Here is a 24,718-nt window from a genome sequence, read left to right as displayed (position 1 = left end):
CGACCACCCCGCGACCAGCGCGGATTTCGTGTGTGCGTGTGTGTGGGGATGGTTCTAGTCGGCCCCGGCCGTGCGGACCGTCCACGCGTACTCGAACGCCGTCTGACGCCAGCGCTCGTAGCGACCGGACACTCCCCCGTGTCCGGCGCTCATCTCGCATCGGAGCAGCACCGGCCGATCGGCTGAGTTCGCCGAGGTCGACACCGCCCGCAGCCTGGCCACCCACTTGGCCGGCTCCACGTAGAGCACCCGGGTGTCGTTGAGGGAGGTCACCGCGAGGATGGCCGGGTAGTCCTTGGCCTCGACGTTCTCGTACGGCGCGTACGAGGCCATGTAGTCGTAGACCTCCTCGGAGTGCAGCGGATCCCCCCACTCGTCCCACTCGATCACCGTGAGCGGGAGCTCCGGCATGAGGATCGAGGTGAGCGGATCGACGAACGGCACCACAGCCTGGATGCCGACGAACAGCTCCGGCGCGAGGTTGGCCACCGCGCCCATCAACAGGCCGCCGGCACTGCCGCCCTCCGCCACCAGACGGTCCGGGGCCGTCACGCCACTGTCGATGAGATGGCGGGCGCAGTCGACGAAGTCGGTGAACGTGGCCCGCTTGGTCAGGGTCTTGCCCTGCTCGTACCAGAGACGCCCCATCTCGCCGCCACCACGCACGTGCGCCACCGCGTAGGCCATCCCCCGGTCGAGCAGCGAGAGTCTGGCCACCGAGAACGCGGGGTCGATGCTCGTCTCGTACGAGCCGTAGCCGTACAGCAGGGTCGGAACCTTCTCTCCCGCATCGATCCGCGCCGCCGTGTCCACCGACATCACCAGCGAGATCGGCACCCGGGTGCCGTCCTCGGCGATGGCCCAGTCCCGGCGCTGCACGTACCCGGCCGGGTCGTAGCCGCCGAGAACCTCCTGCTCCCGAAGCAGGGTCCGCTCCCCCGTGGCCAACGCCAGGGAGTAGATGCGCCCCGGGGTGACGAACGAGCCGAACCCGAACCTCAACACCGGCGCGTCCCACTCCGGGTTCGACCCCGGACCCGAGGTGAACAGCTCCTCGTCGAACTCCACCGGGGTGAACGCCGAATAGGCTCCCTCGCCAGCGGTGGACGCACGATCAAGGGGCATCAGGGCGAACCGTGGCAGCGCCTGCTCCCGGTACCCCAGCACCAGCACGCGGGCGAACGCGTCGACCCCCTCCACCCGCACGTCGTCGCGGTGCGGCACGAGCGGGTTCAGTTCGCGGAAGTCACGGTCGACCGGTCCGGCCGGGGCCTCGACCACGGCGAAGTTGGGCGATCCGGCGTTGTGGGTGATGAGGAAACGGTCCTCGCCACCGACGACCGCGTGCTCGACGTCGTACTCGACGCCCTCCTCGCGAGGGCGTACGCACCAGAACTCGCCGGCCGGGTCGGCGGAATCCAGGCACCACACCTCGGTGGTGATCTTGGACCCCGCGGCGATCTGCAGGTACTTCTCGCTGCGTGTCTCGCCCACCCCGATCCAGTAGGACTCGTCGGGCTCGTGGAACACCTTGTCGTCGTCGTCACGGCTCGTTCCCAGACGGTGACGCCACACGGTGTCGGGGCGCCACGCCTCGTCGACCGTCACATAGAACACGTACTGCCCGTCGCGAGACCAGGTCACACCGGCCGCGACGCCCGAGATCTCCTCGTCAGGCGCCGTGAAGTCGGGGTCCAGGGACCGGAAACGCAGGGTGTAGCGCTCGTCGCCCTCGGTGTCGGTGGCCCAGGCCAACACGCGGCTGTCACGGCTGACCGAGAACGCTCCGAGCGCGAAGTACTCGTGCCCCTCGGCCTCGGCGTTGCCGTCCAACAGCAGCTGCTCCCCGGGCAGCTCGACCCCGGGCGAGACCTCCGGCGGCACCCAACCGGCGGGGTCGTCGGCGTCCGCCACGTACTCGGGAGGCACGGGCACCCGGCAGTGCCGCGCGTAGGACAGGCCCTCCGAGGTGCGGGAGAAGTACCACCAGCCGCTGGCCCGGACGGGAACCGACATGTCGGTCTCCTTGACGCGGGAGCGGATCTCCTCGTAGACCTCGTCCTCGAGCGGCTTCTGCCCGGCCGTCATCGCGTCCGTGTACGCGTTCTCCGCCTCCAGGTACTCGCGGGTCGCCGGGGCGTCCTTGTCGCGCAGCCACTCGTAGTCGTCCACGAAGACGCGGCCGTGGTGTTCGCGGCGATGGGGCCGACGCTCGGCCCGCGGAGGCGTGGGGACCTGCCGACCCTCGGTGCCCGGGCCGGCCGTGTCGGTGCCCGCGACGGAGTCGGTGTCAGTGCCCGCGACGGTGCCGGTGTCAGTGCCCGCGACGGTGCCGGTGCCGGTCGTGTCCTTGTCGCTCATGCGGACTCACCGCCGAGCCAGTCCGAGAACCGCAGGCCGGAGATCCGCTCGTAGGCCTCGATGTACCGTGCGCGGGTCGCCTCGACCACCTCCGGCGATAGCGGGGGCGGCGGCGAGTCCGAGTCCCGGTCCCAGCCCGAGTCCGGGCCGGTGAGCCAGTCGCGTACGAACTGTTTGTCGAAGCTCGGCTGCACGCGTCCCTGCTCGTAACCATCCGCCGGCCAGTAGCGCGAGGAGTCCGGGGTGAGCACCTCGTCGGCGAGGATCAGCTCACCGTCGGACAATCCGAACTCGAACTTGGTGTCCGCCAGCAACACCCCACGGTCGGCCGCCATCTCGGACGCCCGCGCGTACACCTGCAGGGTGGCGGTCCGCAGCCGGCCGGCCAGCTCGTCGCCGACGATCCCGGAGAGCTGCTCGAACGAGATGTTCTCGTCGTGGTCGCCCACCGCCGCCTTGGTGGCCGGGGTGAAGATCGGCTCCGGCAGGCGGCTGGCCTCGACGAGCCCCTCGGGCAGTTCGACGCCGCACACCGTCCCCGACTCGCGGTACTCGACTATCCCGGACCCGGTCAGGTAGCCGCGGGCGACGCACTCGGCCTGCACCATGTCCAGGCGGTGCACCACCATCGCCCGGCCGAGCACCTCGGCGGGGATCCGTTCGTCGTCGAGCGGCCCGGCCAGGTGGTTCGGCACGTCGAGGGCGTCGAAGAAGTAGGCGCTCATGGCGGTGAGCACCCGTCCCTTGTCGGGGATCGGCGTGCTCAGCACGTGGTCGTACGCCGAGATCCGGTCGGTGGCCACCAGGAGCAGCGTCTCGCCGTCGATCTCGTATAACTCGCGGACCTTCCCGGCGGCGAGATGGCGGTAGGAGGAGAGCTCAGGTCGCATGGGCGCCAGCGTAGTCGGAGGGGGTCGGCGCGGCCCACGGTGCCGTCAGGCTGCACTGATGTCGCTCGAACGCAGGACAGACAGCGGAGCAGACGGCGCAGAGAATTGCCTGACCCGATCACCGACGCAGGACGGAAGCTCACCCCCTGCACCCGAGACCTTGGAGTCGTCTTGACCACCATGTGCCCGCTCGCGCCCGGCAGGAGTGGCCGCCTCCTCTTGGCCGCACTGCTGTCACTCTTCGCCCTGGCCATCTCGACGATCGCCGTCCCCGCGCCGGCCCACGCCGCCATGTCCGTGGACCAGTTCGTGGCGAAACACAATGGTGGGAAGTGGGACTTCGACGGAGCCTACGGAGCCCAGTGCGTCGACCTCATCCAGTTCTACAACCGCGATGTGGTCGGTGCGCCCCGGTTGACCGGCAACGCCAAGGACCTCTTCGGAACTGCCTCGGGTGCCCACTATCACAAGCTCGGATCCGGAACCGCGCCCGTCAAAGGCGACGTCGCGGTGTGGGGAGCCTCGGTCGGAGGTGGATACGGCCACGCCGGGATCGTCCTGGCCGACCAGGGCGGGAGCGTCCGCATCCTCAGCCAGAACAACCACGCCCCGTACAACGGCACCACCCCGACCGAGATCATCTCGATGAGCAAAGCGGGGATCATCGGCTACCTGCGACCGAAGAACCTGACTCCGCCGGCGCCGACAGGGCACGCCCCGATAGGCCACGTCGACTCGGTCGCCGTGGCCGAGCCCGGACGGATCGCGGTCCGCGGCTGGGCATTCGACAGGGATGACGCCGCCCGTTCACTCGCGGTCCACGTCTACATCGGCGGTCACGCCGGCGCTCCCGGCGTCGAGGGCCATGAGGTCCGGGCCGACAAGAGCCGGCCCGACGTCAACTCGACCCACAAGATCTCGGGAAATCACGGCTTCGACTCGTTCATCAACTCCAGGAAGGTGGGCTCCCAGCAGGTCTGCGTGTACGGCATCGGCGTGGGGAACGGCGGGAACGCGCTCATCGGGTGCAAGACGGTCACCATCCCCGACCCCAACCCCCTGGGGAAGTTCGAGACCGCCGCGTCGTCCGTCCCCGGAACGATCGACGTCAAGGGGTGGTCGTTCGACCGGAGTAGGACGAGCACTGCGCTCGAGATGCACGTCTACGTCGGCGGAGAGGCCGGGAACGCCAACGTGGAGGTCCACAAGATCAGGGCCGATGTGGCCAGGTCCGACGTGAACAACGCACATGGGATCTCCGGGAACCACGGGTTCGACAGCCGGCTCGCCGTGAAGAAGACCGGAACCCAGAAGATCTGTGTCTACGCGATCAATACGGGTGTCGGGTGGAACAACACCTCGCTGGGCTGCAAGACGGTGAGCATCGAGGTCGCCGCCGCGCCCGCACCCGGTGTGGGCACGGGATCGCTCGGGAGTTGACTCCCTCTCCCTCTGCACGCGACGCGGGGCGCACCGGAGTCCGGTGCGCCCCGCGTCGCGAACCCGACGTCAGCCCAGCCGCGCGTCCAGCCACTCCCCGAGCGCCGCGTACGCCTCGTCCGCGCACAGATCGTTGAACAGCTCGTGCAGCCCGCCTTCGAACTCCCGGTAGGTGATCTCCGGTCGCGGGTCGTGGTCCGATCCCGCGACCTGGGCGAACCGCCGGGCGCCCTTGGGTGAGGTGATGGAGTCCGCTGATCCGTTGATCACCAGGGTCGGCAGCCGCAGGGCGCTCGAGCGCCCCAGGAACTTCTGTCCGCCCGCGAGCAACGTCCCGGCGGTGAGGGCCGGCACCCCCTTGTGATGTACGAGCGGGTCCGAGGTGTAGTCCGCCACGTACTCGGGGATGCGGGAGATCTCACGAGGGTCCAGCTTCTCCACCGGGAGGAACGGGAGGAGGCGGGCGATCACCGGGGCCGCCGCCCGGAGCGGCGCGGGGGTTCCCTCGCCGACGACGAGGCCGGGCGAGGACAGGATCAGACCCGCCAGGTCCCACGGTCGCCGGAGACCGGACTCCCCCGCTATCAGTCCGCCCATCGAGTGCCCCATCAGCAGTCGCGGGAGGGACTCGGTCCCGCCGCCCTCCGGGGAGCGGCACCATTCCAGGACGGCGTCGCGGACGGCCAGGTTGTCCCGGATGTGGGCCTCCGTCGCGACCCTGGCCCGCGGCCCCGGAGCCGTGCCGTGGCCCCGGAGGTCGTAGGTGACCACGTTGACGCCGCGATCCACCAGGAACTCCACCGTCCGCCCGTACCGCCCGGAGTGCTCCCCGAAGCCGTGGACCAGGAGCAACAGCGCTCGGGGTTCCTCGGCGTGGTGCAGGGTCGCCTGCAGGCCTGAGGTGCCGGGGATGGGGATGACGGTCTCGCGCATGCGCCGAGACTAGCGCCCGGAGGCCCTCTATCTCCCCCAAAGGTCGCAACCGGGTTTCCTCCTCAGGCCTCAAGACCCGGGGCCATGCGTGGACCAGCATGGAGTCAGGCCCAGAGATCCGCCCGGAACCCGTCCGGTCGCTCACCGCACAGGAGGTCCCCGTGGTCACCACTCCCCCAGTCCCGGCGCCGGTACCCAGGTCCCGTCGCCGTGGCGCACGCCGTGCCGGGGCCGCCGTGCTCGGCGCGGTCGTCCTCGCGACGCTCGGCGCATGCGGGTCGGCGGAACCACCACCCGACCCGACGCCCGCCCCACCGGCCTCCACCGAGGGTATGACCCGCGCCGACGTCGACGCGTGGCTCGACCGGACGATCCCGGCAGCGCTCGAGTCCGGCCGGATCGCGGGGGCGACGGTGTCCGTCGTGCACGACGGCGAGATCCTCACCGCCCGTGGGTTCGGCGAGGCCGACGTCACCGCCGGCACCGCCGTCGACCCGGAAACCACCCTGTTCCGGGTGGGGTCGGTGTCGAAGGTCGTGACCGCGACAGCCGTCATGCAGCTCGTTGAACGCGGCGAGGTCGACCTGGACACGGACGTCGAGCAGTACACCGGTCTGGGCCTGCCCCACGAGCACCCGGTGACGTTGCGGCACCTGCTCAGCCACACCCCCGGTTACGAGGAGCGCGCCGCCGGGCTCTTCGGTTCGCAGGGGGTGGGCGTGGACCTGCGCCGTTCCCTGGTGGAGGACCCACCCGCCCAGGTGTACGAACCGGGCACCACGCCCGCGTACTCGAACTACGGCAACGCGCTCGCCGGGTACGTCGTCGAGGCCGTGAGCGGCGTGCCGTTCGAGGAGTACGTCGACCAGAACATCCTCGCCCCCGCCGGGATGACGTCCTCGTCCTTCGCCCAACCTCTCCCGGACCACCTGGCAGCGGACGTCGCCCTGGGGTACCCGACATCGGACGACGACGCGATCCCCTTCGAGGTGGTCGGGGTACCACCCGCCGGCTCGTTGAGCGCGACGGCCACGGATATGGCCCGGTTCATGCTCGCGCATCTCGGTCACCCCACCGGCACCGGCACCGGCACCGGCACCGGCACAGAGATCCTCGGGGACGACGCCCGTCAGCTGATGCGGGAACCCGCCCTCGACGCAGGGACCCTGGGGGCCCTAGCCGCCGGTCCGCGGATGGGTCTGGGCTGGTTCGACGAGTCCCGCAACGGTCGGACCGTCGCAGGGCACGGCGGTGACACCCTCGCCTTCCATTCCCACGCGCAGCTGTGGCCCGACGACGACACGGGCGTCTTCGTGTCCTTCAACAGCACCGGCACCGACGCCGCCGCACTACTCCTGCGCGAGGACCTTCTCGACGGCTTCGCAGACCGGTACTTCCCCGCGGTCGAGTCCGCCCCCGGCACGGTCGACGCCACGACCCGGGCGGCCCACGCCCGGGCCCTGGCCGGCACCTACGAGAGCACGCGCGGGTTCCACACCACCTTCCTCACCGTCGCCGGGCCCCTCCAGCCGATACAGGCCGAGGTCGTCGATGGTGACCGGGTGCTGTTCTCCGCCGGTGTGGGGCTGCGCCCCACCGTCTACGAGGAGGTCGAACCGTGGCTGTACCGGGAGGTCGACGGCAACCGTGTCCTCTCGGTGCGAACGGACGCCGAGGGCCGGGTCCAGCTCATCGGCCACGATTCGGCGATGTCACTGGTGCCGTTGACCACGGTCCGGGCCGTGGCGCTGCCGGCCCTCGCCGGCGGTGTCGTGCTGCTCCTGGTGACCGTCCTCGCGTGGCCCGCCGGTGCCCTCGTCCGGTGGGTGCGCACCCGGCGTCGGACACCGAACAGCGGGAGCCCGGACGACGGTGTCCCGGACGGCGGGGTCCCGGGCGGCGCGGGCCCGGACGGTCATCTCCCGCACCGTGGCCCGACCTGGCTTCCGCGCACCCTGACCCGGGTCACCGCACTGTCGGCCGTGCTGGGGCTCCTCACCTGGGTATACGTCTTTGTCTCCGTACTGGGCATGGAACCGGTGCCGACCGCCGTGATCCGGGTGGCGCAGGTGCTCACCGCCCTCGGGATGCTCGGGTTCCTGGCGGCGGCGTGGCGGGTGACCGCCGAGGTCCGCACCCGCTCGGGCTGGTTCCGGATGAGTACCGCAGCCGTGGTGCTGCTGGGGTTCGCCGCGTTCTCGGTCGGCGCGTACGAGTTCCTGCTCGTGTCCCCTGACATCAGCTACTGACGGCCCGGTACGACAGGATGTCCGTCATGCGCACCGACCAGCTCACTGCCCCCGGGGTCTGGTGGGATGCACGCCTGACCCGGCTGGGGGTACGCGGGCCGGTGGCCCGTGACGCGCTGCTCGCGGTGTCGATCGCCGCAGTCATGGCCGTGGCGGTCCTGACCGCCATGAGGCACGCCCCGGCCGACCTCTCGCCCCGCGAGGGGACGGTGACGTGGTTCGTCGTGATCGTCGTGGTCCAGTCCCTGGCTCTCGTGCTGCGCCGCGTGCGGGTGGGGTTGTGCGTGTGGGTGACGATCGCGACGCAGGTCGCTCTGGTGGCGCTCGACCCCGAGGTCTCGGTGCGGAGCGTCGCGGGGGTCGTTGTCGCGGTGACAATAGGGACGCTGTTCCCCGCCGGGCGGGCGGTGCGGATGGCCGGTGCCGCGGCTGCGGTCGAGTCCGTGGCGATCGCGGTGGTCTCCCTCACCCGGGGCGCGGGGATCGGGACGGCGGTCGAGCACGTGACCTCCTCGGTGGTGGTGTGGATGGCATCGGTGCTGCTGGGGGTGTATCTCGCGACCAGGCGCGATCACCTGCGGCTCGTCCAGGAGCGCGCCGAGCAGCTCGAGCGCGACCGGGACACCCGGGTACGCACGGCCGTCGCCGAGGAGCGGGCACGCCTGGCCCGCGAGCTGCACGACGTGGCCGCCCACCACCTGTCGGGGATGGTCGTCCAGGCCGCGGCCGTGGAACGGCTCGTCGCCCGGGACCCCGACGCCGCGCGCGCCGGGGCCGTGTGGCTGCGGGACCAGGGCCGCGAGACCCTCGACAACCTGCGGCAGATGGTGGGGCTGCTGCGCGAGGATTCCGGGGAGGACGGGGACGGGGACGGCCTGGCGCCCGTGCCGGGGATCGCGGCCCTCGACCACCTGACCCGCACCGCCCGGGCCCTCGGTGATCACGTGACCCTCGAGTACGTCGGCAACCCGGTCCCCTTGCCGACCCTCGCCGACGTGTCGGTGTTCCGGGTCGCGCAGCAGGCTGTGACGAACGCCCGGCAGCACGCGGGCGGCGCGGACGTGACGGTGCGGGTCACCTACGAGGCCCACGGGGTGATGCTCGAGGTGCACAACGGCCCGGCCCCCGAGGGGTCGGCACCGGCTCGTGGGCCTCACGGCGGGGCCGGACTGGCAGTCATGCGGGAACGCGCCGCCCTCGTCGGGGGGACCCTCGACGTGGGCGGGACCGACGACGGCGGGTGGCGGGTGCGCCTGCGGGTCCCCGTGGCCACCGATGGCGGGGGACGCGCATGATCCGGGTGGCACTGGTCGACGACCAGGCGGTGGTGCGGGCCGGGTTCCGGGTACTGCTGGAGGAGGCCGCGGACCTCGACGTGGTCGGGGAGTCGGCCAGTGGTCCGGAGGCCGTCACGATGGTGCGTCGCACCAGGCCCGACGTCGTGTGTATGGACGTGCGGATGCCCGGAGGCGACGGACTGACCGCCACCCGGCGGATCGTCGCCGAACGGGACGGCGACCTGCCCGCGGTGCTCGTCGTGACGACCTTCGACCTCGACGACTACGTGTTCGGGGCCCTCGAGGCCGGGGCCAGCGGGTTCATCCTCAAGGACTGCGACCCCTCGGACCTCGCCCACGCCATCCGCCGCCTCGCCCACGGTGAGGGAATGGTCGACCAGGCCGTGACCCGCCGCGTGATCGCCGAGTTCGCCCGCCGGCGCCCCGCCCCAGACCCGGTGGAGGCGGCCGGCCCCCTCACCCCCCGCGAACGCGACATCGTCCGGCTTCTCGCCGACGGCATGTCCAACGCCGAGATCGCCGCCGCCCTCCACGTCGAGCCGTCGACCGTGAAGTCGCACCTGGGGCGCGCCATGACCAAGCTCGGGACCAGGGACCGGTTGCAGACCGTGGTGTGGGCCTACCGGACGGGGGTCGCCGGCGGCCGGTGAGCGGCCGGCTCGACACAGCTGGACCGCGTCGCCCGCGTCGCCCCGCGTCACCTGGTCACGGCGCTGAGGGCACGCTCTAGAGGATCGAACCCGGCGTGTAGCCGGCGGCCTCCGGGTGGCGGCCCACCAGGGCCTCGACTCTCGCGACCACCGCGTCGACCTGGTCCCCCGCCGCACCGACGAACGCCGCGCGGTCGGCCAGGGCCGCGTCGAGCGCCGAGCGGTCCAGCGGCAACCGGTCGTCCGCCGCCAACCGGTCCAGCAGGTCGGGCTCACGCCCCTCCTCCCGCATCGCCAGCGCCACCGCGACCGCGTTCTCCTTGATCGCCTCGTGCGCGACCTCGCGGCCGACTCCTGCCCGCACGGCGGCCATGAGGACCTTGGTGGTGGCGAGGAACGGCAGGTAGCGCTGGAGCTCCTTGTCGATCACCGCGGGGTAGGCGCCGAACTCGTCGAGGACCGTCAGGAAGGTCTCGAACATGCCGTCCAGCGCGAAGAACGCATCCGGCAGAGCGACACGACGCACCACCGAGCAGAAGACGTCGCCCTCGTTCCACTGCGCGCCGGCGAGCTCGGCGGCCATGGAGCCGTACCCGCGGAGGACCACCTGGAGCCCGTTGACCCGCTCGCAGGACCGGGTGTTCATCTTGTGCGGCATCGCCGACGACCCGACCTGGCCGGGCTGGAAACCCTCGGTGACCAGCTCGTGTCCGGCCATCAGCCGGATCGTGTGGGCCAGCGAGGACGGGCCGGCGCCCAACTGGACCAGCGCGGAGACGACCTCGTGGTCGAGGGACCGCGGGTACACCTGGCCGACCGAGTCCAGGGTCCGGGAGAAGCCCAGGTGCCCGGCGATGCGGCTCTCGAGCTCCGACATCTTCCCGGCGTCGCCCCCGAGCAGGTCGAGCATGTCCTGCGCGGTGCCCATCGGGCCCTTGATACCGCGCAGGGGGTACCGCTCCATCAGTGAGTCGACCCGCTCGAGCGCCAACAGCAGCTCATCGGCCGCGGAGGCGAAGCGCTTGCCCAGGGTGGTGGCCTGCGCGGCGACGTTGTGGCTGCGGCCGGCCATCACCTGGTCGCGGTGCGCCACCGCGTGCTCGGCCAACCGGCGAACCGCTGCCACCCCGCGGTCGCGGACCAACTCGAGGGAGCGGATCACCTGGAGCTGCTCGACGTTCTCGGTGAGGTCCCGGCTCGTCATTCCCTTGTGGATCTGCTCGTGTCCGGCGAGGGCGTTGAACTCCTCGATCCGGGCCTTGACATCGTGCCGGGTCACCCGCTCGCGCTCGGCGATCGACGCCAGGTCCACGCGATCGATCACGGCCTCGTAGGCCTCGATCACACCGTCGGGAACGGTGACTCCCAGATCACGCTGAGCGCGCAGGACGGCGATCCACAGCTGCCGCTCGAGCACGATCTTGTGCTCGGCGGACCACAGAGTGGCCAGGTCGGCGCTCGCGTAGCGCGAGGCGAGGACGTTGGAGATCCGGGGCTTGGTGGCCCGGGCGGGTACGGCGTTCTGGGCGGTCACGCCCCCAGTATCGCAGCCCGGTCAGGAGATCATCGAGCCGCCGGTGGACCCGGCGAGGATCTCGCGCGCGTTGAGGTAGACCTGATCCACCGTCAGCGGCGCCTCGAGCAACAGCCACGGGCGGGTGATGTAGACGATGGTGGTGATGATCTCGGCGGAACCCATGCGCCGACGTTAACCCGTGGGCGGCTGACGCGGGACCAGTACGGCCTCCAGTCGGTCCATCGCCTCGGCGATCTCGGCGGTGTCCCCGGCGAAGCTCAGGCGCACCGTGTGCCGACCATCGACGGTGTCGAAGTCGACGCCGGGTGTCAGCGCGACCCCCGTGCGTTCGAGGATCTCCGCGCACCACGCCACCGAGTCGTCGGTCCACTGCGAGACGTCGAAGTAGGTGTAGAAGGCTCCGTCGGGAGGTGCGGTCTCCCCCACCCCGAGTCCGGCGAGTCGGCGCAGCACGAGCTCGCGGTTCCGGGCGTACCGCTCCACGTGTGAGTCGAGCTCGCCTGCCGAGTCCTCGGTGAACGCGGCGACGGCGGCGAACTGGGCGTGCGCGGGCGGGCAGATGGTGAGGTTGCCGATGAGCCGGTCCACGGGGGCGCCCAGGTACCGCGGCAGCAGCATCCACCCGATCCGCCAGCCGGTCATGGAGAAGTATTTGGACACCGAGCCCATCACCACGGACTCGCGGCTCGTCCGCCATGCGCTCGCGCACTCCCGGCCGTAGGTGACGCCGTGGTAGATCTCGTCGCTGACCAGCAACGTGCCGTTGGCCTCGCACCAGCGCGCGAGGGCGGCGAGCTCGGCGGCGTCGATGATCGTCCCGGTCGGGTTGGCGGGACTGGCCACGATGAGGCCGGCGGGTGGGTGGCCCAGCTCCACCGTGACCGCCTCGAGCTGCGCGACCGTGGGTTGGTACCGGGTCCCGGGGCCGCAGGCGATCTCGTGGACGCGGCAGCCCAGGGCCTGGAGGGTGTTGCGGTAGGCGGGGTACCCGGGGCGGGCCATGACGACGGTGTCCCCGGGATCGAACGCGGCCAGGAAGAGCACCGTGAATCCGCCGGACGACCCGGTGGTGACGACGACGTCGTCGGCGGTCACCTCGACACCGTCCACCCGCCGGTGGTGGTCCGCGATCGCCTCCCGGAGCGGTCGGATTCCGATCGCCTCGGTGTAGCCGAGGATCTCGCCGTCCACCGCGCGCCGTGCGGCCTCCAGCACCGGCCCGGGCGCCGGGGTCGAGGGCTGCCCGGCACACAGGGAGATCACGTCGCCGTGGGTCTCCTGACGCCGCGCCGCCGCGGCCAGGACACTCATGACGTGGAACGGCTCGACGGCCGACCTGAGAGAGGGGGTACGCGCGACGCTCATGCCCCCGACGCTATCGCCCCCGTCAGGAGGTCAGTCCGAACACCCACACCAGGAGGGTCATGGTGACGAGCGTGATGAGCACGATCCCCACGAGGTTGAGCCACACCCCGCCGCGGATCATCTGGCCGATCGTCACGTATCCGGATCCGTACGCGATGGCGTTGGGCGGGGTCGCCACCGGCAGCATGAACGCGCAGGTGGCGGCCAGGGCGACCGGGACCGCCAGCAGCATCGGGTCGAGCCCGAGACCCAGCGCCACCCCACCCGCGACCGGCAGGAACGTCGCAGCGGTCGCGGTGTTGCTGGTCAGTTCGGTCAGGATGAGGACCCCGCCGGCGGCGACGACGACCAGCAGGACGACCGGCAGGCCACCGAGGGCGGCGGACTTCTCACCGATCCAGTCGGTGAGCCCGGACCCGGAGAACTGGGCCGACAGCGCCAGCCCGCCGCCGAAGAGCAGGAGCACCCCCCAGGGCAGGGCGAGCGCGGCCTCCCACGTCAACAGGCGAACGCCACGCGCGGTGCCGGCGGGGAGCAGGAACAGCACGAGTCCGGCGATCAACGCGATCCCCGCGTCGGAGACGGGCGGGTCCTCCCACACCAACGGCACGGTCACCCACGCGACGGCGGCGGCGACGAACACGGCCAGGACGCGTTTCTCGCCCGACGAGATGGGGCCGAGGCTGCGCAGCTCGTCGTCGAACAGTTGCCGCCCCCCGGGGATCCGCTCCACCTCCGGCGTGAACAGCACCTTGGTGAGCAGGAACCAGGCGACCAGGAGCATCACGGTCGACAGTGGGAGACCCACCATCATCCACCGGCCGAAACCCAGGATGATGCCGTGCTCGCTCTCGAGGTAGCCGGCGAGCAGGGTGTTGGGCGGGGTTCCGATGATCGTCGCCAGCGATCCGATCGACGCGGCGTAAGCGATGCCCAACATGAGGGCGGTCCCGAAGTTCGACCGGATGACGGCCTTCTTGACCTCGTCGGACGTCGGGTCCGACGAGGAGTCCATCCGGGGCATCGACCCCTCGGGGTCGTCCTCCTGCCCTCCGGACCCGTTCCCGCCCAGTTCGGAGGCGAGCATGAGGACGGAGACGCCGATCGGCAGCATCATCACGGCCGTGGCGGTGTTGGACACCCACATGCTCAGGAAGCCGGTCGCGATCATGAACCCGGCGATGACCCGTGTCGAGCGGGTGCCCATCGCCCGGACCGTCAGCAGGGCGATCCGTCGGTGCAGGTTCCACCTCTGCATGGCGATCGCGATGAGGAATCCGCCCATGAACAGGAAGATGATGTTGTTGCCGTACTGGGCGCCGACGTCGTCGACCGAGATGTCCTGACCCAGCACCGGGAACGCGATGAGCGGCACCAGCGCCGTGGCGGGGATGGGGATGCACTCGGTCATCCACCAGATCCCCAGCAGCACCGCCACGGCAGCGGTCAGTCGCGCGTTGTGCTCCAGGTCCCCCGGCATGACCGTGTAGACCAGCACCGCGGCCGCGACCCCGGCGACGGTCCCGATCACCCTGCGGACGAACTCGCCGCGGGGCACGGCGCCGTCGCGCTCACCGGGCGACTTCTGCTCGATCTCCGCGCCGCGGTCCGGGTCCGGGTCCAGGCCGCTCAGGTGGGGGGCCATGACCATCCTCCGGCCCCTCGGCCGATCACGGTCGCCGGTTGCCATCGCCTTCTCCGTCGCGCGCCACGCGTCCCGGAGCGGCCCCCCGGAAAATTCGTGTACTCACCGTAAACGCGATCCCGGCGCGGGTCAGCCGATCAGCCCCCGAGCGACCCCAGCGGCGCCGAACCGAGCGCCCCCGAGCCCATCGAGAGCGACCCGTCGGGGGCCACCTCGAGGCCGAACACGGCCAGCTCGCGAGCCGGGCCGCCGGCGTCGCCCACGGACACGACGAGCTCGTACCGCCCCGGGGCCATCGGGGCAGCGGGGCGCAGGGTCAGCGCGCGGGTCACGGTCGCACCCGCACCGACGGCCTGGGGGACGGACGGCAGCGCCTGCCCGTCGACGAGCACGGGCAACGCGACCCGGCGCTTGTCGGGTCCGGTGAGCGCGGCGCGCAGGTCGCCGGAGTAGGCGGACCCCGTCGAGTCCATCCGGACCGAGGCGTCGAGCACCTGTCCGTCCCGGTCCGGCCGGAGCACCGCACCACCCACCGCCGTGAGCCGTACGGGAAGGGAGACGACGGGATCGGCGGACCGGGTCGAGGACGGGGTGCCGTCCCCGACCACGGGCCACCCGCCGACCCAGTCCAGGCGGTCGAGCATCATGTACCTCCGCTGCACCCCGTTGGGGAGCACGGCGCTGCCGCGGGGGGCGGCGTGATAGAGCATCCAGTCCTGCCCCGCGTCGTCGGTGGTCACGTCGACGTGACCCGGTCCCACCCAGTCGGCGTCACCCTTGAGGATCACGTCGCCGGGCAGCGGGGAACCCGGCCCCTGCACCAACGGGCGCTGTTGCCGATCGGAGTACGGGCCCATCACGTCGTCGGCGCGGCCACCCAACACCCGGTACTGGGACTGCTCGCCGTTGCAACACAGTCCAGCACTGGTTAACAAGTGCGTCCTGCCCTCGCGGCTGACGATGGCGGGGGCCTCGACGCCCGTACCGGCCACCAGGACGGGGTCGCCGATCAGAGCTGTCCCCGCTGGGTTCATCCGCACCGCGTGGATCCCCTCGAAGTTCCCCATGAACATGACCGGGCCGTCGGCCGTGAACACCACCTCGGGGTCCATCGGATCCAGATCCCGATAGGGCGCGTCGGCCCCGTAGCAGACGATCGGCGCACCGCCGTGGGTCCACGGGCCCTCGATCCCGGGCGCGGTGGCCATCCCGATACAGGGGGCCGGCCCGCCGGTCGTGTAGTACATGACCGCTCCGGCGTCGGCGACGTGGACGTCCGGCGCCCACAGGTACGACCCCGACGGTGCCCACGAGGGACGGGATCCGAAGGCGTCCCCCACGTACTCCCACTCGACCAGGTCGAAGGACCGGAAGTGCGGGACGAGCCGGTACCCGGCACCGTCCGACCAGTCGTCCGAGGACGCGTAGACGTGGAAGGCGCCGTCCGCTCCCCTCTGGACCGACGGGTCCGGGGCGATGGAGGAGATCACCGGGTTCGCGGCCGCGGGCACCGCCGCGGTGGCGGACACGAGGGGGACGACGACGGCCAGCGCGGCGGCGCCGAGGGCGCGCGCTCCTCGCGAGATTCTCATCGGCCGAGCATAGACCCATGAACCGTCTTTATGTGACCGTACGTAACTCCCGGTTGGAGCCCCGCTCCGCGCTCTCTATCTCGCCCCGCGCTCCTTGCGCAGCAGGAACCGCTGGATCTTGCCCGACGGCGTCTTGGGCAGCTCACGGGCGAAGTGGACCTTCCGGGGGAACGCGTGGGCCGCGAACTCCGTCTTGACCCACTTCTGCAGTTCCTCCGCCTTGTCGTCGTCACCCTCGACACCCTCGCGCAGCACGACGTACGCCTCGAGTACCTCACCGGCCAGTTCGTCGGGGACGCCGATGATCGCCGACTCCAGCACGTCCGGGTGCTTGGCCAGGACGGACTCCACGTCGAACGGGCCGATCCGGTAGCCGGACATGATGATCACGTCGTCGTCGCGGCTGGAGAAGTAGAAATGACCGTCGGCGTCGAGCTTGGCCGCGTCGCCCGTGTAGTACCAGCGGCCGTCCGCGCTGAACCGCTCGGCCGTCTTCTCGGGCGCGTCGTGGTACCCCGTGAACCACATGAGCGGGCTGGCGGGGACGTCGATCGCGACGCGGCCGAGCTCCCCCACCGGCGCGGTCTCGTCGGAGTCGGCCGCGAGCACGGTGCACCCCCACCCGGGAAGCGGCACTCCCATGGACCCGGGACGGACGTCCTCGCGCAGCGAGTCGTGCCAGGGGTTGATGATGAACATCCCGTGCTCGGTCTGGCCGTACTGGTCCCGGACCTCGACACCGAACTGCTCGATCGACCACTCGATCACCTCCGGGGTGAGCGGCTCACCGGCGGCGGAGGCCCGGCGGAGCCTCACGTCCGGCGCGATGTCGCGCTTGGCGCGCATCGTCCGGTAGACCGTCGGCGCCGCCGCGAAGTTGGTGACCCCGTAGTACTGCAGGACGGCGAACGCCAACTCCGGGGTGTATCGGGCGTGGAGGAGCAGGCTGCGGCGGCCCACCGCCAGCGGACCGAGGATGCCGTAGTAGAGGCCGTACGCCCAGCCCGGATCGGCACCGTTCCAGAACACGTCGTCGGCGCGCACGTCCAGACCGGTCTCGATGTACTGGTGGAACGCGGCGAGCGCGCGGACGGGGACGACGACCCCCTTGGGGGTGCCGGTGGTGCCCGAGGTGAAGAGCATCACCATCCCGGCGTCCGGGCCGGTGACCGCGGCGCCGCGACCGGGCTCCTGGTCGCCGACGATCGTGTCGAGGTCGAGGTCTCCCTCCCGGGCACCGGGGCAGTCCGCCAGCCCGGCCACGACCACCGGGACGGACGTGCTCTCGAGCTTCCCCCGCTGGTCGGCGTCGGACACGATCACCCGGGCGTCGCCGCCGGTGATCCGCATCTCGATGGCGGGCCAGGCGAACGCGGTGAACAGCGGCATGTGCACCGCGCCCAGGCGCCAGATCCCCATGAGCGTGAACACCAGGTCCGCGGACTTGGCCATGAGCGTGGCGACCCGGTCCCCCTCGCCCACACCGAGGGCCGCCAGGGCGGCGGCCACCTTCTCGCTCCCGACCTTCAGCTCGCCGTAGGTGATGTCGCGACCGGACAGGTCGGCGTCGATCACGGTGAAGGCCACGGCGTCGGGGTCGTGGCGGTCGCACAGGAACTCCGCCGCACTCGCACCGGGGACGTCGTAGATCGCCAGGAGCTCGTCCGGGGACAGGGGCGTGCCGGTGGGCGGCGTGGTCTCGGTCGTATCTGCAGACATGTCTGCAGATACTGCTGCAGAGGCCCGCCGCACACCACCCACCGACGGGCACCCCCGCTTTCGGGGCTGGTACGACTGCTCCGGAGCCGTGCACTCTAATGGGACCACCCGACGATTCCCGCACGTACCCGGAAGGACTCCCATGGCCGTCGACCGACTGCTCCCCAGCGACGAGGCGTACGAACTCCTCGACATGACCCGCTCGGTCGCGGACAAGCTGCTCGAGCCGATCGCGGCCGAGCACGAGCGGAACCACACCTATCCCGAGGGGCTCTTCGCGCAACTCGGCGAGGTGGGCCTGCTGGGGCTGCCCTATCCGGAGGAGTTCGGCGGCGGCGACCAGCCGTACGAGGTGTACCTGCAGGTGCTCGAGGAGCTCGGTGCCCGGTGGGCGGCTGTCGCCGTCGCGACGAGCGTGCACGGTCTGTCCTGCTTCCCCCTGGCCACCGCCGGCTCCGACGAGCAGAAGGCCGAGTGGCTGCCCGGGATGCTCGCCGGCGAGCAGATCGGCGCGTATTCGCTCTCGGAGCCACAGGCCGGGTCGGACGCGGCGGCGCTGCGGTGCCGCGCCGAGCGCGAGGGTGACGAGTTCGTGGTCACCGGCACCAAGTCCTGGATCACACACGGTGGGATCGCCGACGTGTACAACACCTTCGTCCGCACCGGCGAGGGGTCCCGCGGCATCTCGTGTCTCCTGGTCCCCCGCGACACCGAGAACCTGACGTTCGGGAAGCCCGAGGACAAGATGGGCCTGAACGGCGTGCCCACCACCACCGCCGCCTACGAGGGCGCCCGGGTCGACGCCGCCCGTCTCCTGGGCGCCGAGGGCGACGGACTGCGCATCGCGTTCTCCGCCCTGGACTCGGGCCGGCTCGGGATCGCCGCGGTGGCCACCGGCATCGCGCAGCGGGCACTCGACGACGCGGTCGCCTACGCCAATGAGCGCGAGGCGTTCGGCAAGACCATCATCGGCCACCAGGGCCTGGGCTTCCTGCTGGCGGACATGGCCGCGGCCGTGACCTCCGCCCGCGCCACGTACCTCGACGCCGCCCGGCGCAAGGACGCCGGCCGTCCCTACTCCCGCCAGGCCTCGATCGCCAAGCTCACCGCCACGGACGCGGCGATGAAGGTCACGACGGACGCGGTCCAGGTGCTCGGCGGCGTCGGCTACACCCGGGAGTTCCCCGTGGAGCGGTACATGCGCGAGGCCAAGATCACCCAGATCTTCGAGGGCACCAACCAGATCCAGCGACTGGTGATCGCCCGCGACCTCGCCGTCTGAGTCCCCGGCGGCCCGTCCGGCCCGGAGCGCCTAAGGTTGGCGGCATGTCCTCCCTCCCCGACGCCTCCGCTCCCGCGGGCACCGAGTACGTGGTCCTCCTCTCGGAGGACGGCCAGCCCGTCGGCACCGCGGACAAGGCCACCGTCCACACCACCGACACCCCGCTGCACCTGGCGTTCTCGTGCCACGTGGTCGACGAGGAGGGCCGCGTCCTGCTCACCCGTCGCGCGCTGCACAAGCGCGCCTGGCCGGGTGTGTGGACCAACTCGTTCTGCGGTCACCCCGCACCGGGCGAGGACCCCGCCGAGGCGATAGTGCGACGGGCGGAACAGGAACTCGGGACGCGCGTGGACGGGATCGAGCCGGCGTTGCCGGACTTCCGGTACCGGGCGGTGGACGACTCCGGGATCGTGGAGAACGAGATCTGCCCCGTGTTCACCGCCCGCATCCGCGCCGACCTGGCCCCGCGGGCGGACGAGGTGTGCGCCCACCACTGGGCCCGGCCCGAGGACGTACGCAAGGCCATCGACGCGACGCCGTTCGCGTTCAGCCCCTGGCTGGTCGCACAGGCGCCGCGCATGGCCCTCTACGCTCGTTGAGGACGGACGCGTTCAGCACGGCGGATCGGCCGTCAGCCCGGCGGGCTGCCGCCGTCAGCCCGGGATGCTGATGTGTCCCTCCTCGGCCGCCAGGCCGATGTCGCGACGGAAGTGACCGCCGCCCAGCTCGACCCCGTCGAGGATCCGGTAGGCCTCCGCGCGCGCGGCGGCGAGGTCGGGACCGGTCCCGACGACCGACAGGACCCGCCCCCCGGCCGAGACCAGTCGCCCGTTCTCGTCCCGGGCCGTCCCGGCGTGGAAGACCCCCGGCTGCTCGGCGCCCTCGATCACGTCCCCCCGGCGTGGCGAGGACGGGTAGTTCTCCGCGGCCAGCACGACGGTCACGGCGGCGCCGTCGCGCCACACCAGCGGAGGCAGCTCGGCGAGACGGCCGGTGGCCACCGCGTGGAGGGCCTGCCCGAGGGGCGACTCCAGTAGCGCCAGGACCGCCTGCGTCTCGGGATCACCGAAACGGCAGTTGAACTCCACGACCTCGGGGCCGGACGCGGTGATCGCCAGACCCGCGTACAGGAGACCGGAGAAGCCGCATCCCCGTGCGACCATCTCGCGGGCGACCGGCTCACACACCTCGGAGACGATCCGGTCGACCATCCCCTGCGGCAGCCACGGCAGGGGGGTGTAGGCACCCATCCCGCCGGTGTTGGGTCCGCGGTCCCCCTCCCCGACACGCTTGTGATCCTGAGCGGGGAGGAGCGGGACCACCGTCTCGCCGTCCACGAGACAGAACAGCGACACCTCGGGGCCGTCGAGGAAGGACTCGAGCAGAACCGGGTGCCCGTCGTCCAGGCAGGCGAGCGCGTGGGCGTGCGCGGCGGCGCGGTCGGGCGTGACCACGACCCCCTTGCCGGCCGCGAGGCCGTCGTCCTTGACCACCCAGGTGGGGCCGAACCGGTCGAGCGCCTCGTCCAGGTCGGCGGGCGAGTCGACGACCTCGGCGCGCGCCGTGCGGACCCCCGCCGCGGCCATGACGTCCTTGGCGAAGGCCTTGGAGCCCTCGATCCGGGCGGCCTCGGCCGAGGGACCGAACACCGGGACGCCGGCCGCGCGGAGGGCATCGGCCACCCCCGCCACCAGCGGCACCTCGGGGCCGATGACGACCAGGTCCACCTCCAGCCGCCGTGCCAACGCGGAGACCGCCGAGGGATCCGTCACCGACGCGTCGTGACACGTGGCCTGCACCATGCCGGGGTTGCCCGGCGCGGCGTGGAGCTCCGTCACCGCGGGGTCCGCGGCGAGGGCGACGAGGATGGCGTGCTCACGGGCACCGGAACCGATCACGAGAATTCGCACAGCGACCACAGTAGTCGCGCCCCCCGGGCGACGTGACCCGGCACGGCCGGTGCGGGCGTCGTCGGGTGGACCTCAGCTCGGCAGGTCGGTCGCGATCCCGTCCGGCAACGTGGCCTCATCGCGGACCCGCAGCCCCTCCGCGGTGAGCATGTCCGTCATGCAGAGATCGAGCGTGCGCGCCGTCGCGTGGTCCGCCTCCGGGGTCCCCATCGGCTTGAGCCCGAACATCGCGTGCGAACAGAGGCCGTCGATCCCCGCCCACAGGACGCGCTGGTCCCTGATCCTCGTCCCCGGACGGAAGATCCCCGCGGCGATCCCGCGGTCGACGATCTGCTGCATGATGTCGGTGACATCCGACGCAGCGAACCCGACCGTCGGCGACTCCCCCAGAGTCTCGATCATCATCCGCGCCCAGGCGGGCTCCGCGACCGTGAACGCCACGATCGCGATCCCCGCGTTGCGGAGGTCCAGGTAGGCCGCGAGCCCCGGGGCCGACTCCGCGCCGGTGACCCCCGGGAGGGCGACACGCTCACCCATCGCGGCGAACCCGCGGGCCGAGACCTCCTCGACCAGCTGCTGCCGGTTGGTGAAATGTCGGTAGGCGGCGGTGGCCGACACCCCGATGACCGGCGCGATCTCCCGCAGCACGATCGCCTTCTCCCCCGAGGACCTCGCCCGCGTGGTGGCCTCGTGGATGATCGCGTTCCGCAGGTCACCGTGGTGGTAGGACTTCTTCTTGACGGTGTCGTCTGCCGTCGGTGCCGTTGCCTCGATCATCTGCCGTCCCTCCGCCATCCTCTAAGGACCGTTCGCCGCTCGTTGTCCGGGTGGCGTACCCCTCATTACACCACGAGCCACCGCGCATCAGCGGCAACCGGCCGCCCCGGGTACGTAGGCTGGGAGCATGTCGACCGTTTTCAGCAAGATCATCTCCGGTGAGCTGCCGGGCAGGTTCGTCTGGGAGGACCCCGAGGTGGTCGCCTTCCTCACGATCGCGCCCGTCGCGGCCGGCCACACCCTCATCGTCCCGCGAGAGGAGATCGACCGCTGGACCGACCTCGACCCCCGGCTGTGGGCGCGGCTCAACGAGGTCGCCCAGGCGGTCGGCGAGGCCGTCGTCGAGGGTTTCGGGGCGTCGCGGGCCGGCTATCTGATCGCGGGTTTCGAGGTCCCACACACCCACATCCACGTCTTCCCCGCCGACGACATGTCCGGCTTCGACCTGTCCCGCGCGGACCCCGACGCCCCGGCGGAGGAGTCGGACGCGGCGGCCGCGACGATCCGTCGCGCTCTGCGGGAACTCGGCCACGACGAGTTCGTTCCCGGGGACTGACCGGCCCACCCCGACTCGCCGCCCCGGTGGTCGGGTCGGGCGGGTGACCGGCTCAGTGCCCGAGCGCGCGCGCCACCTCGCTCATGTCCAGGTAGTCACTCCATTCCCGCACCAGGCCGTCACGCAACGTGAAGAACGCGCCCGCGCTGAGCTCGACGGCCTGCCCGTTGATGGTGAGGAACATGGTCCTGCTCATCGCGACGGTGTCACCCGATGCCATGACCCGGTGAATCTCGACACGCACGTTGGTGGCGACCTCTCGGTTGAACTCCATCAGGTGCGCCAGTCCCTCTCGCCCGCGCGCCTCATGAGACCCCTCGATCCGCAACACGATGTCGGGCGTGCACAGAGCGGTCGTCGTGGTCACATCCCCCCGGAACCTGGCTTCGACGAGCGCCCTGACCACCGCGGCGGCGTCGACTTGATGCTCCTCCCAGTCCACCGGACCGCCCCCGTTCACCGTCTACTCCGCGATCGCGTTCAGCGTGCGCAAGTCCTTGTAGTCCTCCCAGCGCGTGACCACACCGTCCGCGACATCGACGAAGGCCAGTGCCGGGATCTCCACGCCGCCCTCGGGCAGGGTGTAGGTCTCGAGTCGCCGGAGGGCAACGGTCCCCGCTTGCGCCACCACCGACAGGACGGCCACGTCGAGGAACCCGGACATACGGGCGACATCCTCGATGATGTCACGCACTCCGTCGTGCCCCTCGTAGAGACGGAGGTGGCCGCCGTTGGAGTAGACGATCGACGGCGAGGAAAGTGCCAGCGCGGCGTCCACGTCACATGAGGTGACCGCGCGCATCCACGCCTCGGCGATCCGCCGGGTGGACTCAGCGTCCACGCCCCCGGAGTCCTCGCCGTCGCTGAACACCTGCCACATCCTACCCAGAAACCTGAGAAAACTAAACGTATACCGCGCGCGCGTGGCGCGCACTCCCGGCTCCACCGGGCGGCGGGTGAGAGCTGGAGACGAGACTTGAACTCGCAACCGCCCGATTACAAGTCGGGTGCGCTACCAATTGCGCCACTCCAGCACGGCTCCGGCACGGCCGGGGTCCGGCTCACATCCTAACCGGATCCCGGGCCGCGCTCTCGACCGCCGCGGTCTTGACTACGGTGTCCACGTGGAGATCCGCGACGCACCTGCCCCGTTCACCCGCCCCCTGGCGTGGCTGGGTCTGCGCAAGTCCACGATGGACCTGGCGGTCGAGCCGCCCCTGTCACCGATGGCGCCGGTCGACCTGGACGACGACGGCGCCGTCACCGACGTCCTGAACCTGGCCCTGGAGATCGCCGGCATCCTCCTCTCCTCCGGGGAGGGCGCGGCGGACACCGTCGCCCAGGGGGAATCGGTCGCGGCGGCGTTCGGCCTGCCGGGCGCCACCGTCGAGGTCACCTTCACCTCGTTGACCATCGGCGTGAACCGCCGACGTGGTCGCCCGCCGATCTCCGTCATCCGGGTGGTCAACTACCGCACGATCGACATGACCCGGGTGACCCGTGTCGCCCGGCTCATCGACCTCATCGTGCGGCGCCAACTGACCGTCGAGCAGGCCACGGCGGAGGTCGAGCAGATCATCGCCTCCCCGCACCCCCACTCGTTCCGGGTCGCGGTCCTGGGGTGGGCGATGCTCGGTTGCGCGGTCGTCATCCAACTGGGTGGCAGCCCGCTCGCCGGACTCCTGTCCATGGTGTCGACGTTCGCGCTGATGTACGCCAACCGCTATCTGGACGGCCACCGCCTCCCGAAGTTCTTCCAGCAGATCGTCGGGGGGTTCATCGCGGCCGCCTGGGCGCTGTTGGCCTACGTGTTCCTGAGCGACAACTTCGTGGACATCCAGCCATCCACACTCGTCGCCGCGGGAATCATCGTGCTCCTCGCGGGGCTCACGCTCGTCGGCGCGATCGAGGACGCCATCACCGGGTTCCCCGTGACGTCGGCCGGCCGCGGCGTGGAGACGATGATCCTCACCGGCGGGGTTCTCGGCGGCATCACGATCGCCCTGGCGGTGTTCGCGCGACTGGGCATGTCCCCGCCCCCCATCGACCCGACCATCTCCGGCAACGCGCCCCTGTATCTCGCCGTCTTCGCGGCGGGGGTCGGGGCCGCCGGCTTCGCGGTGGCCAGTTATGCCACCGTGCGTGCGACGTGGCTCGCCGCGGCGGTCGGGGCGATCGGGATGGTCATCTTCCAGGTGGTCACGACGACCGGGCTGGGCGTGGTGGTGGGTTCCGCGCTCGCGGCCTGTGCGATGGGGTTGTTCGGCGGCATCCTCGCCCGTATCGCGACCGTCCCGCCACTGATCGTGACCATCGCGGGGATCACACCACTCCTGCCCGGGCTGTCCGTCTATCGGGGACTGTCGGCCCTCACCAGTGACCAGACCGGTATCGGTGTGGGACTGATGTTCCAGGCCCTGGCGATCGCGGTGGCCCTGGCGGCCGGCATCGTGTTCGGCGAATGGGTCACGCGTAATCTGCGCAGGTCCGCCGCCGCCGACCAGTGACGTAAGA

The 24,718-nt window shown here is 71.1% G+C and carries 21 protein-coding genes and 1 tRNA gene; 8 read left to right on the top strand and 14 right to left on the bottom strand.

The genetic code is table 11. From position 1 onward, the window contains the following. Positions 1-54 precede the first annotated feature (54 nt). Both A6048_RS03640 and A6048_RS03635 read right to left on the bottom strand, forming a co-directional pair. A complete protein-coding gene (locus A6048_RS03640) occupies positions 55-2,361 on the bottom strand; it encodes a S9 family peptidase (RefSeq protein WP_235027463.1) in 2,307 nt (768 codons plus the stop codon). Next, a complete protein-coding gene (locus A6048_RS03635; RefSeq protein ID WP_107748814.1) occupies positions 2,358-3,251 on the bottom strand; it encodes a phosphoribosylaminoimidazolesuccinocarboxamide synthase in 894 nt (297 codons plus the stop codon). Before A6048_RS03635 ends, A6048_RS03640 begins: the two co-directional genes overlap by 4 nt. A gap of 180 nt (positions 3,252-3,431) precedes the next feature. Here A6048_RS03635 and A6048_RS03630 point away from each other — a divergent pair, with 180 nt between their 5' ends. Next, positions 3,432-4,691 (top strand): CHAP domain-containing protein, encoded by a 1,260-nt coding sequence (locus A6048_RS03630; protein ID WP_235027464.1) that lies wholly within the window; start codon positions 3,432-3,434, stop codon positions 4,689-4,691. Between the two features lie 69 nt (positions 4,692-4,760). Here the strand turns inward: A6048_RS03630 and A6048_RS03625 are convergent, their stop codons facing one another. Continuing rightward, entirely contained in the window at positions 4,761-5,624 is an 864-nt protein-coding gene (locus tag A6048_RS03625; protein ID WP_107748813.1) for an alpha/beta hydrolase, read from the bottom strand. Between the two features lie 98 nt (positions 5,625-5,722). Between A6048_RS03625 and A6048_RS03620 the strand changes: the two genes are divergently transcribed. From A6048_RS03620 to A6048_RS03610, 3 genes are read left to right on the top strand one after another with little or no spacing between them, the layout of a single operon-like run. Next, the gene (locus A6048_RS03620) at positions 5,723-7,873 is read left to right on the top strand and encodes a serine hydrolase domain-containing protein (RefSeq protein ID WP_107748812.1); all 2,151 of its coding nucleotides are present in this window, start codon (positions 5,723-5,725) and stop codon (positions 7,871-7,873) included. A 26-nt stretch (positions 7,874-7,899) separates the two neighbouring features. Further along, positions 7,900-9,168 carry a sensor histidine kinase gene (locus A6048_RS03615; RefSeq protein ID WP_107748811.1) on the top strand — a complete coding sequence of 423 codons (1,269 nt, stop codon included), beginning with the start codon at positions 7,900-7,902 and terminating at the stop codon, positions 9,166-9,168. Then, positions 9,165-9,821: a response regulator gene (locus A6048_RS03610; RefSeq protein ID WP_107748810.1), complete on the top strand. Its 657-nt coding sequence runs from the start codon at positions 9,165-9,167 to the stop codon at positions 9,819-9,821. The genes A6048_RS03615 and A6048_RS03610 overlap by 4 nt, the downstream gene beginning before the upstream one ends. Before the next feature lie 76 nt (positions 9,822-9,897). Here the strand turns inward: A6048_RS03610 and purB are convergent, their stop codons facing one another. From purB to A6048_RS03585, 6 genes are all read right to left on the bottom strand, one after another. Then, positions 9,898-11,355: an adenylosuccinate lyase gene (gene purB, locus A6048_RS03605; protein WP_107748809.1), complete on the bottom strand. Its 1,458-nt coding sequence runs from the start codon at positions 11,353-11,355 to the stop codon at positions 9,898-9,900. Positions 11,356-11,376: 21 nt separating this feature from the next. Beyond that, complete coding sequence (locus tag A6048_RS18185) at positions 11,377-11,520, bottom strand: hypothetical protein (protein WP_159110286.1); 144 nt, start codon at positions 11,518-11,520, stop codon at positions 11,377-11,379. 9 nt (positions 11,521-11,529) lie between these two features. Further along, entirely contained in the window at positions 11,530-12,723 is a 1,194-nt protein-coding gene (locus tag A6048_RS03600) for an aminotransferase class I/II-fold pyridoxal phosphate-dependent enzyme (RefSeq protein ID WP_107748808.1), read from the bottom strand. A 22-nt stretch (positions 12,724-12,745) separates the two neighbouring features. Then, positions 12,746-14,368 (bottom strand): SLC13 family permease, encoded by a 1,623-nt coding sequence (locus tag A6048_RS03595; RefSeq protein ID WP_235027458.1) that lies wholly within the window; start codon positions 14,366-14,368, stop codon positions 12,746-12,748. 137 nt (positions 14,369-14,505) lie between these two features. After that, a complete protein-coding gene (locus A6048_RS03590) occupies positions 14,506-15,960 on the bottom strand; it encodes a family 43 glycosylhydrolase (protein WP_107748806.1) in 1,455 nt (484 codons plus the stop codon). A 75-nt stretch (positions 15,961-16,035) separates the two neighbouring features. Further along, on the bottom strand, positions 16,036-17,679 hold the full coding sequence (locus A6048_RS03585; RefSeq protein WP_107748805.1) for an AMP-binding protein: 1,644 nt from the start codon (positions 17,677-17,679) through the stop codon (positions 16,036-16,038). Between the two features lie 142 nt (positions 17,680-17,821). On the opposite strand from A6048_RS03585, the gene A6048_RS03580 reads away from it, so the two are divergent. Together A6048_RS03580 and idi are read left to right on the top strand one after the other, a co-directional pair. Beyond that, on the top strand, positions 17,822-18,961 hold the full coding sequence (locus A6048_RS03580) for an acyl-CoA dehydrogenase family protein (protein WP_107748804.1): 1,140 nt from the start codon (positions 17,822-17,824) through the stop codon (positions 18,959-18,961). A 44-nt stretch (positions 18,962-19,005) separates the two neighbouring features. After that, positions 19,006-19,560, top strand: a complete 555-nt coding sequence (gene idi / locus A6048_RS03575; protein ID WP_017835303.1) for an isopentenyl-diphosphate Delta-isomerase — start codon at positions 19,006-19,008, stop codon at positions 19,558-19,560. Between the two features lie 54 nt (positions 19,561-19,614). On the opposite strand, the gene purD is transcribed toward idi, so the two are convergent. Together purD and A6048_RS03565 are read right to left on the bottom strand one after the other, a co-directional pair. After that, positions 19,615-20,871 carry a phosphoribosylamine--glycine ligase gene (gene purD, locus A6048_RS03570; RefSeq protein ID WP_107748803.1) on the bottom strand — a complete coding sequence of 419 codons (1,257 nt, stop codon included), beginning with the start codon at positions 20,869-20,871 and terminating at the stop codon, positions 19,615-19,617. Positions 20,872-20,943: 72 nt separating this feature from the next. After that, positions 20,944-21,648 carry a TetR/AcrR family transcriptional regulator gene (locus A6048_RS03565; RefSeq protein WP_107748854.1) on the bottom strand — a complete coding sequence of 235 codons (705 nt, stop codon included), beginning with the start codon at positions 21,646-21,648 and terminating at the stop codon, positions 20,944-20,946. Between the two features lie 127 nt (positions 21,649-21,775). On the opposite strand from A6048_RS03565, the gene A6048_RS03560 reads away from it, so the two are divergent. Continuing rightward, positions 21,776-22,204, top strand: coding sequence for an HIT family protein (locus tag A6048_RS03560; protein WP_107748802.1), 429 nt, complete (start codon positions 21,776-21,778; stop codon positions 22,202-22,204). A gap of 52 nt (positions 22,205-22,256) precedes the next feature. On the opposite strand, the gene A6048_RS03555 is transcribed toward A6048_RS03560, so the two are convergent. From A6048_RS03555 to A6048_RS03545, 3 genes are all read right to left on the bottom strand, one after another. Next, positions 22,257-22,664: a nuclear transport factor 2 family protein gene (locus tag A6048_RS03555; protein ID WP_235027457.1), complete on the bottom strand. Its 408-nt coding sequence runs from the start codon at positions 22,662-22,664 to the stop codon at positions 22,257-22,259. Positions 22,665-22,667: 3 nt separating this feature from the next. Next, positions 22,668-23,075 (bottom strand): nuclear transport factor 2 family protein, encoded by a 408-nt coding sequence (locus A6048_RS03550; protein ID WP_235027456.1) that lies wholly within the window; start codon positions 23,073-23,075, stop codon positions 22,668-22,670. Positions 23,076-23,165: 90 nt separating this feature from the next. Further along, positions 23,166-23,238 (bottom strand) — tRNA-Thr (locus A6048_RS03545). A gap of 90 nt (positions 23,239-23,328) precedes the next feature. Between A6048_RS03545 and A6048_RS03540 the strand changes: the two genes are divergently transcribed. Further along, positions 23,329-24,711 carry a threonine/serine exporter family protein gene (locus A6048_RS03540; protein WP_107748800.1) on the top strand — a complete coding sequence of 461 codons (1,383 nt, stop codon included), beginning with the start codon at positions 23,329-23,331 and terminating at the stop codon, positions 24,709-24,711. The last annotated feature ends 7 nt before the right edge of the window (positions 24,712-24,718 follow it).

The organism is Dietzia psychralcaliphila (assembly GCF_003096095.1).
GTDB classification, from domain to species: domain Bacteria; phylum Actinomycetota; class Actinomycetes; order Mycobacteriales; family Mycobacteriaceae; genus Dietzia; species Dietzia psychralcaliphila.
The sequence above is the reverse complement of the archived record's forward strand: the minus strand, read 5'-3'. Positions and strand labels throughout refer to the sequence as shown.